Raw genomic sequence first — 12,658 nt, 5'->3', positions numbered from 1 at the left:
ATATTACTTGAAGCACTCGGAAAATAACAGTCTTTTTTCATGCAATTTATGCTGACAGAACAGCGTATTTCCTTAATATTTACAGTGACCATCGTTTTGGTCAATATGATATAGATTACCCCATTTAGAAAGGAACCCGATGCATCATGACAAACCCTTACAGAAAACGGCGTGGTCCTTGGATTGATTTAACTCTTATTGGTGCTATCGGTTTTTTAGGTGCCATTATCGTTTTTTTAACTTTTTTAAGCGATGATCCGATTTTTCCGCACAGTGACAAAACATCCGCTAAAGAGCATACCATTACGGAGGAAGCATCAAAATTCCCGGGAATAAAAATTGTCACAGATCGTTCAGACAACAAAAAAATGCCTTATACCGTTCAATATCCATTAACGGAATATGAAGCTTTTAATAAAGAGATTACGACTTATATAGAACGATCAAAACAATATTACATAAACATGATGCGCCTGCAGCAAGAAACTAAGAAGTTAACAGGCGATCTGACGATTACTGTTGAAACATTCGAGCACGATCATTATTACTCCTTTGTTTTAACGAATAATATGATTTTAAATGCCGACGAGAAGCAAACAACGGTTGAAACATTTTTAATTGATTATGAAACAGGCGGGCTGATTGATATTCGCGCTCTATTAAATAAGGATTTAGAAAGTCTAAAAACATTTGCAGCACACATCCAATCGGAAATGCTTAAAAATCCGGCTTACAAAGAGTATGTATTAGAAAAAGAGCTTGCATTCGCGACAGAGCCGAAATGGCGTTTATTTAAACATTTTGCATTGAAAAATGACTCTCTATTCATTTATTTTAATGAAGGGAAAGTGACAAAACCGGAAGCAGGTATACCAGTAGTTGAAATTCCTTTATCATTCATCAACCCGCTTTTAGCATCTGATTTCCAAATAGCAATGCAATCCGAAAATACGATTATTCCTAAAAGTGATAAGGGCTCATCTAAGAAACGGATCGCCCTTACATTTGATGATGGTCCACACCCGGAAGTAACAAAACAGATTTTAGCGCTTCTGGAAAAGTACAATGCAAAAGCAACGTTCTTTATGCTTGGCAGCCGAGCACAATATTATCCTGGCTTAGTACGGCAAGTGCGTGATAGCGGTCATGAAATCGGCAATCATACGTGGACACATCCCGTTTTAACGAAAATGTCTATTACTGATATTGAAAAGGAGTACAATTCCACAGAGGAAGCAATTATTCATGCGATCGGTGAAAATTCTACAGTATTCCGTCCTCCTTACGGTGCCATTAACGATGATGTTCGTAACGCAATCCCATGTAAATCTGTCAACTGGACGATTGATACTCTTGACTGGAAATATCGAGATTCTGAAAAGTTGTTCCCGATGGTAAAAGAAGCATTGCATAATAACGCGATTGTGTTAATGCATGACATCCACCAATCGACAGCAGATGGACTGGAGCCAGTCCTTGCCTACTTACAAAAAGAAGGTTATGAGTTTTTAACGGTTTCTGAGATTTTGCCATATCATTAATTGAAAGTGAATTTTAAGAAGAGTGGGGGTTTATATTCGCCACTCTTTTTTGCGTTAATCCTCACTATTTCGGGAAAATCCTCAGATGCCCGCATTTAATCCTCACTTGAGGGCAACTAACCCTCATTTCCATCAAGATAATCCTCACATTTCACCTAATAATCCTCAATCCAACATTTGAACAAGCAAGTCCTCACTTAAATGAACGAAATGCCTGAACCGTTACCCCCTGCTGTTAAAATTCCTGACGTGCGTGTTTTGCGAATTGCACTGCATGCGCTCCGTCTCCATGCACACAAATACTATGTGCCTGGAGCGCTACTTTCGTTTGCTGGACAGAGGTCACTGTCCCCTCTTTCACCATTTCGATAATTTGTGTAATCGCTTTTGATTCATCAGTAATGAGTGCATTTGGCATAGTGCGGGTTGTTAATGTACCATCCGCCTGATATGTACGGTCCGCAAACACTTCATGTACTGTAAGTAAGCCCAATTTTTCACCGGCAGCAGTTAATTTACTTGATGCCAAACCATATAAAAGTAAATCCAGGCGGAGCAGGCTATTTTCAGCTGGAGCAGCAGCTGCGCTTGTTGGAAACCCTTTTGCAAAACTAGACATTTCTCAACTGTTTATTGGTACAAACGCTAGCTCCTTTAAAATTTTCGAAAATTTTTTCCTCTGAAATGTTTGAAGAAAGCTAATAAAGGTTATAAACCACTATCGCGAAATAATTAAAATAAGAAATAGGAGATGGACAGTATGAGTTTTCTTTGGTTTTTAATAATTGGTGGAGTTATCGGTTGGCTTGCAGGAGTCATTTTGGGTAAAGATATCCCAGGTGGAATTATTGGTAATATTATTGCAGGTATTATTGGTGCATGGATTGGCGGTATGCTTCTAGGAAGTTGGGGACCTAAAGTTTCTGATTTCTATATCTTCCCTGCTATCATAGGTGCCATTATACTTGTGTTCGTTGTAAGCTTTATTATGAAATCTATGCGTAGAGCTTCGTAAGCTTCATACATCTTTTAATTTATCTTTATGCGATTAAGTGAATTAGATGTAAGCATTAAAGCGGCCCTCCTCAATTTGGGGAGGGCCGCTTTTACTTTGTTCTTACTATACTTAACAATCCCCCACTCCGTGAAATCAATAAGTATCAATATAAAGAACCTATTACTTAGCTATAAATCGTTCCACTTTGACAATCTGATTCATTGTAATTTTTGGAGTAACACCCTGCATCCACTCATCATCAAAATTGCCTGCCCATTCTTTAGGACGACTCTCAAGCCAATCCAAATCAAATAACCTCTCCCATGTTTCTTCTATCTCATGTAATAAGTATCCACGTTTATCAAACTCATTATATTCTAATTCATCAAAAGTAATTGGACCTTCATTTAATATAGAATGCCACTCTTCAAACGGAGACCAAAGAACGTTCTCTTTCGGGATATCTAACTTTAAAATGACTCCTTTTGTTCCCTTTTTAAAAAGTCCCTGTTCATTGCGATTAACCCTTCGTTCCCATACCCAGATTGGCGGTACCTCACTTTTATAATTAGGAAGCCGCTTTTCCATTTGATCCATCATCCACTTATAGGCTTCTGGGAACATAGCGTATTTAAAATTTCCTGTTAAGTATCCCTGTTCTCGCATTAATTTATAGGTTGTTAGTTTTTGTACAGTATAAACAATCATAACTATCTCCTCTTATGTAGTCCTGTTAAATTTAATGTCACCTGCTCTATAGTTAATTTACCATAGTTTAAATAGAATACTATTTAACAATCCAGCCCGATTGTTGAAGTTATAATTCCCCTTTAATTTATATTAGTAGTCAATCTATTTTTAATCCTTTAACCTCCTGATTTTAATATTTGAGCAATGGATAATTATTTTGGTCTGTGAAAATAAAAAGATTTCAGGTTGTAATCTCTTTTTACTTAACGGAATAATTCCATCCTATCCCCAGTAAAACGGAATCCTTTTACTACAACTCTTAGTTCTGTTGATGGAGAGAAAAACCTTAAAAAGGTGTTATGAATATTTGTAGAAATAGCACCTAAAAAATATGGTAGAATTATACATTACGGAGGGGTGATGAATAGTTGAGAAAATATTTAAGTATGATTTCATTGTTGATGATCATATTATTTATTGTTTTTGGTTTTATTATCCCACAAGTATTGCATCCATTACCTGATTCATGGGATATATTGATACTAATATCAATGTTAATCGTTTCATTTTTCACTGCAATATTTAGTGTTAAAGGACGTTTAAAAACAATTACTGTACTTTTATCTTCACTAGGAATTTTAAGTTTAATAGCTATCACTATTAGAGGTTTTATTATCATGACTGGGTAGCTTATTCGCACCAGTTTTAGCATTTAATTAGCAAGGCTACATAAATTTGTGGTCTTGCTAAAAAGTGTATAAGTGCTCTGCTCTGTTAATTCAAAGATAACTCATAATTTGTTTAAATTATTAATAATAAAAATTTCCATTTTTTTAAATTAATTCCTCAATATGCCCTGTTATGAAAAATGAAAGGATCATTAATTAATCATCTTTTGTTGTAAAACGCTTTCTAAAGATATGTAGAGAAAAGGCTTTAAAAGCCCATTATAACAACAATGCAACCTCAAGTTGACAATTTGCATCCACCACGTGATAGAAAGAACGGCCATGTTTTTATACATTATAACTAACAAAATGAATGGAGTTGAAATAAATGGAATTTGGTGAAAAACTATTTAAGCTAAGAAAGGAAAAAGGATATTCTCAAGAAGCTTTAGCTGAAAAACTAAACACTTCAAGACAGGCAATTAGCAAATGGGAAAATGGTCAAGGATTTCCCGAGACAGAAAAGATCTTAATGATCGGAAATATCTTTGAAGTATCGATTGATTACTTATTGAAAGATTCTGTTGAGAACAATGAAGGAAATGAAGCAGGTTATTATGTAAGCAAAGAGATGGCAGAAGGTTTTTTGTTAAGCACTCAAAAAACCGCTAAACATATTGCGTTGGGTTTTGGACTTTTTGCATTGGCGTTTGAGCCGTACTTAATTATGGGGACAAATTCAATGCTTGGGGTTCTTTTAATTATTGCCATTGCGGCTCTAGGGATCATTTCTTTTGCGACATTAGGTTTTGATCAAGGGCAATATTCGATTCTCAAAAAAGAAGTTTTATTATTTGATTCCAATTATTTCAAAGAGCTATCAGGGAGATACGAGGGCTTTAAAAGGAAAAATTCCGGAATAATGGTGATTGGTGCTTGTTTACTGGCGGTGGGATTCTTAGCTTTTGCGTTAGAGAACAAATTAGAGATGGGAATTTTGGTTCCTTATTATCCGGTTTTTGTGTTTTTAATAGCTGTTGGTCTATATATATCGGTTCGTGGTCTTACAATTCTTTCCGCATATCAATTATTGGTTAAAAACGATGAGCATACAGGTCGGTTTGGTTTTAAATTAAAACAGAAAGCAAAGAAGAAATTTGAAGAGTTTTAAAGATAAAATTTCCTGTAATATCTAAAAATGAAGGTAAATAATATAAATATCCAATTTCTCATTGAAGGTTAAAAAGGACCAAACCATATAAAAATATGTTTGGTCCTTAACTTCATTTAATTATTTTCTAATTTGATCCACATAAAATTATTTCCAATAACATGCATTTCCATTTTACAATTCCTGTCTTAACGCCTGCATTACTTCAATTTTCGTTGCTTTACGTGCCGGGCGTAATCCGGAAATCATCGCTACTCCGATACTGATCGCTCCAGCAATGACTACAAGCTGCCATGGAATAGCTGAAAACTGTACATTATTGAAGCCATCTTCACCTGTTGCTGCTTTTAAAATGAGCGGCAATAGTGCATTCGCTGCAAAGCTTACAACATAAGAAATTGCAATGGCCAGAACTGTTCCAATGACTCCAATAAAGGTACTCTCCATTAGAAATAGTCGTTGAATCAGTTTCGGACTTGCACCAATTGCTTTTAATACCCCAATCTCACGTGTACGTTCCGTAACCGCCATTGTCATCGTATTAAAGATACCGATCGATGCGATCAGCACAGCAATTGTTCCAACGAAAACGAGCCCTGCTTTTAATACTAGGAAAAAGACATTCAACTCATCCAGCTGTTCTGTAACTGAATATACGCCGTAGCCTTTTTCACGTAACTCTTCTAAAATCGGCTTCACATACTCCAAGCTTTCCGCATAAATATCAAAACGCTCTGAAAACAGCTGGAAATCGCTTGCTCCCTTTTCTGTAACTACCTGGTTATAAGTATTTTCAACCACTTCCCGTTGCTCGTCCATCATATAAATTCGGTTTTCGATTGCCCATTCATAAGCCGGCTTTGGCATAACACCGACAATCGTATACGTCATACGCTCTGATAATACTTCCGGCTGTTCATGCGTACTTAAAGCAATCTCAATTTCCTTGCCGATAAGCGATTCCTTATAACCTTCATCAGCACCGTCGTAATAAGTACCTTCTGCTTCTGCTGCCTTTGATTTTTCCTCAATTATTTTGCGGTCTGCTTCATTTAATAAAGTTTGTCCAAAATGATATCCGACAACAATCTCATTCTCGTTTTCCGGATATTTCCCTTCCGCTAACGGTTTTGCTATCGATGCATAATCAGTAAAGTCCACTAAACGCAATGATGTAAATGTATCACGGTCTCCCATATAGCCCTCTACATTAGCATCCACACTCGTAGTTTTTAACACCGTCTGCACATTTTCCACCGCTTGTATATCCGCTACTTCCTCTGCTGTAAACAGCGCTTGACTACCGAGCACTTCTATTTGTGTCACCGTCTCACTTGATAGAATTTCATCTTCAATCGAATCTTGTAATCCAAATCCAATCGAGGCTAGCACAATTAAAAACGCACAGCCCATTGTTGCGGCCAATACCGTCATAAAAACACGCAGCTTATTTTTTCTAATATGCTGCATCACAAAATCCACCTGATCTTTAAATAGCATTGTGTTCACCTTCTTTCACCAATTGACCGTCATGCATACGAAAGCGCTTGTCCGCAATCATTGCCACTTCCTCATCATGCGTAATAATAATAAATGTCAAATCCAATTCGCGGTTCAGCTGCTGGATGAGCATTAAAATATCTTGCTCTGTCTCTGAATCAAGGCTTCCTGTCGGTTCATCCGCCAACAAAATCGGCGCGTTCGTCACAAGAGCACGGGCAATACTTACCCGCTGTTGCTGCCCGCCCGATAGCTCGTTCGGGTAATGGTCGGTCACTTCAGTTAAACCAACCTTTTTCATAATTACTTCAACTCGTTTTCTGCGTTCTGAAACGTTCATCCCTTGCAGCTTTAGTGGCAATTCAATGTTCTCAAATGCCGTCAAACTCGGCATCAGCTGAAAGTTTTGAAAGATGAAGCCGAAGTTTTCCAAACGAAATTTTGCACTCTGAATCTCATTAAATCCTGCAATTTCCTGTGCATTTACTACAATTGAACCGTGTTCCGGTTTCATAAAACCCGCCAAAATCTGAAGCAGTGTCGATTTACCTGATCCGCTTTTCCCGACGACCGCTACGATTTCCCCCTTTTCCACATCAAATGATACATCTTTAAGTACCGGAACCTGTCTTTCCTTTCCGCGTTTACCGATAGAAAATGTATGTTGTAAGTTCGTTACTTTAATCATCATCGCTCACTCCTTTTCACTTAACTTTAGTGTAAAGGGCAAATCTTAATATTTAGAAAGGCTAAATATGAAGAAATTCTTAAGAAATCATGAATACCCCTTTAACTTTTTTTCCGGACATGAAAAAACCACAAGCACAATTCCACCTGTGCTTGTGGTTGAGTCTAAATTAGAAACCTGCCATCTGTTGCTTTTCAAATGTTTTTCCGTTGTAGCTCGTCACTTTGGAACGAGATACAGTAAACAGCTCATCATCAATATAGAGTAGACGCTGTACGACATTATACGAATCTTCATATTGTTCACCAGGACGCGCCTTTTCGATCATGTCGGCTACAAGCTCAATCCCTTTTGGAGTTACCTTGTAAATATGAGCACCTGTTCCTTCATATTTTAGCTGCTCTTCCTCATCTGTTGGCGAGTAAATTGTAACAGGGAAGCCATAATAATTTTGGCGTGGATCTCTGAATAGAGCTTTATGGTCATATTGCACAGGAGAGTTGGTTCCGCGACCACCAATTACAACCGCCTGCTGTTCTTTCGGGTTATTGAAATCCGTCACATCAAACAGGCTCAGTTTCATGCCATTTGTATAGATAACCGGCTCTTTTGAACCTTCTTCCATCTTCACTTCCGTATCATAGCCAATACCAAGGAGGTGATTTTCGCCAATTGGATGCAAGTAATTGCTGAAGCCCGGAATTTTCAGCTCCCCTAACACTTTCGGCGCAGTTGGATTTTTCGTATCAATGACAAAAAGCGGGTCTGTTTCTTTAAATGTCACTAAATACGCTTTATTTCCCATAAAGCGAGCTGAGTATATGCGTTCTCCTTTCGCCAAATCATTGACCGCACCAACTTGTTTTAAGTTTTCATCCAAAATGAATAGATGGTTTTTCGAATTGGCCGTTGTTCCCCATGCACTGCCTTCTGTTGTAGCTATCCGTACATGCCCATCATGCTCATCCATTGAAAATTGATTCAATACTGACCCAGGCACTTTACCTTGCGCCGTCATCTTTACCGCAGTTTTATCAATTGAAATTTTGTAAATTGTCGTTTCATTATTTTGTTTCGCCGGCATTGTACTAGAAACCGTGTCATCAAGAGATGTGCGCTCGATTCCCGCCCAGAACCCGTAATGATTCATCGACGCAATATAGATTGCATTTTCAGACATATACAGTTGACCGCTGTTGCCTAGGAAGCTCTCTGTTTTCCATGCATTCGACTTCACATTGCTTACATCGATTGCAGATACGATCAAATAGTTCGGCTCATTGCTTTCAGGGAGCATACGAATTTTATCGACCGGCATAATGGTTTCCTTTTCCCCATCGTACGTGGATGGACGGAGCTCTACATCCGGTGTTTCCTGCAGCAGCCAGTAGTTCGGCATACGGCTTGATACAACGTACAAATAGTTGCCTGCTTTACGAATACTCGTAATATCCCCGTCATGCCCCACTTCGCGCACTAGCGTCGGATTTTTTGCATCCTTTACATCATAGAAAGCAATTTTCGTTACCGATTTCCCGTCATAATGCGGCTCTCTTTGTGTTTCTACATACTTTGTGTACCCTACAATTAATGTTTGGTCATGCAGCATTAAATGTGTTGGATAAATATCTTTGCCGATCTTTAAACGCTTCATCACCTGCAAATTTTTGGCATCAACAATGACTACTTTATTGTCGACAATCGTATAAATGGACTGACCGTCCGTTATTGTAATGTCCCCTTCTTCAATACCCTCCACCTGGTTGTTTGTAGTAGAATAACTCGGTCCGCCACTACTTAAATCACTTTTTTCCATCGACATTGCCGATTCCTCTTTTACCATATCATTAGAGAGACTAGATGCCGCATTTTCTTGCGCTACAAACGCCCTAAAATAATCTTTTAAATCTTCCGTTGACGTAAGTTTTTCCACTTTCCTTACAACTTCAAGTGCAACAGATTGTTCCTGCTGCGACTTTGCTTTCTTTACGTATGCTGTTTGCTTAATTTGGAGCGTATATTTCCCTACACTCAGTCCATCTACAGATATAGTAGTCCCGGCTTTATCAACCGACAATTTCGCCTTTGCGCTTTTATCATTTTCATCGACTACTAGAATGGACCCATCTGTTAAACTTTTTTCAGTAATTGGCTGCTTTAACGTAATGGAATACGTTTCCCCTTCAAATAAAATACCCGTTGCCTGCACTTCCGTGTTTTTAGCGAGCATAAAGTAACCGAGTGCTAAAACAGCAACAAGTGAAGCGACAAGCGCCATTCCAAAAAGTTTGCCTTTATTCATGTTAAATCCTCCTTTTCCATACTTTGTATTTAATTAGACTTAGGAAAAGTGTAAAAGTTACAGAATTTTTCAATTTTTATAAAGGAATCTTCTCTTTATAAATCATGTTTTGTATTTCTAACCGTTCACATTATCGTAATATTTATGACCTACTTATTACTTTACATGTAAATCACTAATAATATAGAATACTAAAAACAAAGTACTTTAATTAGAGTACTTAAACTTAAGATTGTATAAGAGAGGAAACAATACGTGAAATTTAAACAGTTTTTAAAATCAAAAGGGGCAATTGCTTCTATTTTTATGGGAATATTTTATGCGGTAGCGATGCTTGGAATCTTTTTACCTGGGTACACAGCAATCCCTGGCAATATGGATGAATTAAAAATTGCCATCGTAAATGAAGACAAAGGTGAATCAGGTAATCAGATCGCTGGGCAACTAGGCGAAAGCTTACCATTTAAGACAATCGAAACAGACTTAACAAATAAACAAGCTCTGAAAGATTTAGAGCACAATGAACTTGCATTAGTTATTCATATCCCTGAAAACTTCTCAGCGGATGCACAAAGCGGTAAAGGAACAAACATTGACTTCACAGTAAATGAAGCCTCATCTACAATGGTTTCCTCTTCTATGTCATCTGTAGTTACTCAAATTAATAATGAGTTAAGTGCAAATTTCTCACAACAAACAGCTCAAGGAATTTTAATGAACTTCAACCTTCCGAAAGAACAGGCTGCCGAAATGGCTGAGCAAATCGAAAATAGCTACACTGGTAACTATGTCATTATGAATGATGTGCCAACGGGAATGCATAATAGTATGCTGCCAATGTTTTTAACAATGGCTGGGTTTTCTCAAACATAAAAATTTTAGTGATTAACTCTAAATATTATTATACCAACGTTTTCGATGATTCTCATAGTGTGATTAATGAAAAAACATAATTTAACTGTTTTTTTTTTGCTTTTTTAGGGGTCCCGCCAGATTTATGCGGATTTACAACGATAAGATATACAACATTCTATGCAACAATGTGCCGAACGCAGCCAGCACAAAAACACGCTCAATCCATTGGCAACATTGGCTTTGTAGAAACGTGCATAAAATCCCGTATAAACAATATTCCAATGAAAAAGGCACAAACACTGTTATAACAGCGTTTGCACCTTTATGTTCCGTTTCCAAACTTTGATTTGGGAACGTTTATTAGGTTTAGTTTGTATGTTTTATAAATCCTGTTGTACTAAATCCATTAGTGAAATAAAAACTTCATTACCAATCTGGTCCATCATTTTTATCAGCTACTTTAAGATTAAAGGATTTGGAGTCTAAATTATTTATTTCAACTGCTTCAAAGAAAATCGATTTTACAGCTTCTTGTACTGATTCAGTTGCCTCTTTATTTAAGATATATTTCACCCGAATATCATCTTTTGAATAAACGGCAAGCAATATTTGAAATTCATAACCTTCTTCTTTTAATTGATTGTTTACCTGTTCAAAAAAGCCTCCCTCTTCATAGAGTAGGGTTGTAATTTCTTCTCCTTCTTTTAGTTTCTTTTCATTTTCCGCTTGTATTTCAGGATTTACTGAAGGAAGAGCTTCAGATAATTCTCCTTTAGTTGAGATGTTATAGAAACATAGAAAGGCTACAACAAATAAAATCAAAATGGTTGTTATTAAAAGGATTTTGCCCTTTTTTATTCTGTCCACTTCCTTTTTTACTTTAAATATATGACCGTATAAAAGGTTTTAAACTTACAACTAACCAGTTCCTTTCGTTGAAGAATAAACCTTCCCTAAGCGTAGTTTGGGGACTTACTGTTCATAAGCAGCCAAAACAACCCCTATTCAATTGAATGGGGTTGTTGGTTCCCTAACTTTCATTTGGGAACGTTATTTAGATTTGTTTTGTATACGTTATAAATACTTGTTTCACTAAAGCGTTAGTTAAATAAGGTTTATTTAGAAATCAATCGAATTTGCTATTTGGACGAGTATTTCAGGTGTTACTTCATCGGAAACATCTTCATCAACACTAAACACATATTGCCAATGATCTGTTTCGAATATCAACAATTTAAAACCAAGGAATAAATCTCCCGTATATATTGCATTATTCCCATTTTTTAATTTAATCTCTTTAGATTTATACTTTCCAAACGGGATTTTATGTTGAATAGGTCGCACATCAATCTTAAAGTGATTATTAGGAAAATGTTCACTTATAAATGTAACCTCAAGAGTGTCATTTGCTTCGCCATCTAAATCACTAAACCTGCCCCAGTAATGCGTAAAGCTAATTGGTGGTACTCTTATTGGTAACATAAGCTCTTGATTAAAATGTTGTTCAAAATCGTCGACTGCAACATCTACCGATTTGTAACCTATTTCAGGATATATTTCCTCAAAAGGTGGAGGAATATCGTTTGTATTTCCAGAAACATGTCCATCGTTTATTCCCAAAATTAAGAAACCTAATAAATATAAGAAAAGAGGAAAAATTTTTTTCAACTTCATCACCCTAAATTTTATTTAAGTTTATTTTGTCCAGTTTAGTTACAACAATTCTTATTCCGAGCTTATAGTTCCCAAATCGAGGTTTGGGGATTTACTGTTTATAAGCAGTCAAAATAACCCTTTATTCAATTGAATAAAGGGTGTTGGCTCCCAAAGTGGCATTTGGGAACGTTATTTTGTATAGGTATGTATAAGTAAATATTTATGATGGTACTGTTATTTTACTTTTTGGATACTAAAAATTCCTCCAAGTTTGGAGATTGTTTATATTTAATTGCAGCTTCCTTATCTTTTTCGATAATTGCCTTTGTTAAATCAATATTATTTACACTTGCAATAGCTATTGCGTAATGTATAACATCAACCAACTCTTTTTCTAAAGAAGTATCTAAGTTGATTTTCTTTCGACCTTCTAACTGGTTTAGTACTTCTGCAACTTCACCAATTTCTTCTACTAATTTCATAAATAATGCAGAAGAAGTGCGTCCTTCTTTGTATTTTAATGCTAAGTAGTTTTGTAGCTCACCAAATGTTAATTGCTCCATACTTAAACCTCACTTAAATGATATTTT

General features: G+C 36.5%; 13 protein-coding genes. 5 read left to right on the top strand and 8 right to left on the bottom strand.

The features are described from left to right. Window positions 1–146: 146 nt before the first annotated feature. Window positions 147–1,541: a polysaccharide deacetylase family protein gene (locus MHH44_RS02630; protein ID WP_340797723.1), complete on the top strand. Its 1,395-nt coding sequence runs from the start codon at window positions 147–149 to the stop codon at window positions 1,539–1,541. Window positions 1,542–1,776: 235 nt separating this feature from the next. On the opposite strand, the gene MHH44_RS02625 is transcribed toward MHH44_RS02630, so the two are convergent. Then, window positions 1,777–2,160, bottom strand: coding sequence for a LamB/YcsF family protein (locus tag MHH44_RS02625; protein ID WP_340797722.1), 384 nt, complete (start codon window positions 2,158–2,160; stop codon window positions 1,777–1,779). Window positions 2,161–2,301: 141 nt separating this feature from the next. Here MHH44_RS02625 and MHH44_RS02620 point away from each other — a divergent pair, with 141 nt between their 5' ends. Beyond that, window positions 2,302–2,556, top strand: a complete 255-nt coding sequence (locus tag MHH44_RS02620) for a GlsB/YeaQ/YmgE family stress response membrane protein (RefSeq protein ID WP_008406295.1) — start codon at window positions 2,302–2,304, stop codon at window positions 2,554–2,556. Between the two features lie 162 nt (window positions 2,557–2,718). Here the strand turns inward: MHH44_RS02620 and MHH44_RS02615 are convergent, their stop codons facing one another. Continuing rightward, window positions 2,719–3,246, bottom strand: a complete 528-nt coding sequence (locus MHH44_RS02615; protein ID WP_340797721.1) for a DUF3841 domain-containing protein — start codon at window positions 3,244–3,246, stop codon at window positions 2,719–2,721. 410 nt (window positions 3,247–3,656) lie between these two features. Here MHH44_RS02615 and MHH44_RS02610 point away from each other — a divergent pair, with 410 nt between their 5' ends. Together MHH44_RS02610 and MHH44_RS02605 are read left to right on the top strand one after the other, a co-directional pair. Then, window positions 3,657–3,917 carry a histidine kinase gene (locus MHH44_RS02610; protein WP_340797720.1) on the top strand — a complete coding sequence of 87 codons (261 nt, stop codon included), beginning with the start codon at window positions 3,657–3,659 and terminating at the stop codon, window positions 3,915–3,917. 367 nt (window positions 3,918–4,284) lie between these two features. Continuing rightward, window positions 4,285–5,067: a helix-turn-helix domain-containing protein gene (locus tag MHH44_RS02605; RefSeq protein WP_065217460.1), complete on the top strand. Its 783-nt coding sequence runs from the start codon at window positions 4,285–4,287 to the stop codon at window positions 5,065–5,067. A gap of 174 nt (window positions 5,068–5,241) precedes the next feature. Here MHH44_RS02605 and MHH44_RS02600 read toward each other — a convergent pair whose 3' ends face one another. The 3 genes from MHH44_RS02600 to MHH44_RS02590 all read right to left on the bottom strand — a co-directional run bounded on the left by MHH44_RS02600 (window position 5,242) and on the right by MHH44_RS02590 (window position 9,557). Continuing rightward, entirely contained in the window at window positions 5,242–6,567 is a 1,326-nt protein-coding gene (locus MHH44_RS02600; RefSeq protein ID WP_340797719.1) for an ABC transporter permease, read from the bottom strand. Then, a complete protein-coding gene (locus MHH44_RS02595) occupies window positions 6,557–7,255 on the bottom strand; it encodes an ABC transporter ATP-binding protein (protein WP_340799480.1) in 699 nt (232 codons plus the stop codon). Before MHH44_RS02595 ends, MHH44_RS02600 begins: the two co-directional genes overlap by 11 nt. Window positions 7,256–7,424: 169 nt before the next feature. Continuing rightward, a complete protein-coding gene (locus tag MHH44_RS02590; protein ID WP_340797718.1) occupies window positions 7,425–9,557 on the bottom strand; it encodes a beta-propeller domain-containing protein in 2,133 nt (710 codons plus the stop codon). Window positions 9,558–9,812: 255 nt separating this feature from the next. On the opposite strand from MHH44_RS02590, the gene MHH44_RS02585 reads away from it, so the two are divergent. Next, window positions 9,813–10,430 (top strand): YhgE/Pip domain-containing protein, encoded by a 618-nt coding sequence (locus MHH44_RS02585; RefSeq protein ID WP_340797717.1) that lies wholly within the window; start codon window positions 9,813–9,815, stop codon window positions 10,428–10,430. 408 nt (window positions 10,431–10,838) lie between these two features. Here the strand turns inward: MHH44_RS02585 and MHH44_RS02580 are convergent, their stop codons facing one another. From MHH44_RS02580 to MHH44_RS02570, 3 genes are all read right to left on the bottom strand, one after another. Beyond that, the gene (locus MHH44_RS02580) at window positions 10,839–11,279 is read right to left on the bottom strand and encodes a hypothetical protein (RefSeq protein WP_340797716.1); all 441 of its coding nucleotides are present in this window, start codon (window positions 11,277–11,279) and stop codon (window positions 10,839–10,841) included. 252 nt (window positions 11,280–11,531) lie between these two features. Continuing rightward, the gene (locus MHH44_RS02575) at window positions 11,532–12,086 is read right to left on the bottom strand and encodes a hypothetical protein (protein ID WP_340797715.1); all 555 of its coding nucleotides are present in this window, start codon (window positions 12,084–12,086) and stop codon (window positions 11,532–11,534) included. Between the two features lie 221 nt (window positions 12,087–12,307). After that, on the bottom strand, window positions 12,308–12,631 hold the full coding sequence (locus MHH44_RS02570; RefSeq protein ID WP_340797714.1) for a MazG nucleotide pyrophosphohydrolase domain-containing protein: 324 nt from the start codon (window positions 12,629–12,631) through the stop codon (window positions 12,308–12,310). Between the last annotated feature and the right edge of the window lie 27 nt (window positions 12,632–12,658).

It is taken from the genome of Solibacillus sp. FSL K6-1126, from assembly GCF_038003445.1.
Lineage (GTDB): Bacteria > Bacillota > Bacilli > Bacillales_A > Planococcaceae > Solibacillus > Solibacillus silvestris.
The sequence above is the reverse complement of the archived record's forward strand: the minus strand, read 5'-3'. Positions and strand labels throughout refer to the sequence as shown.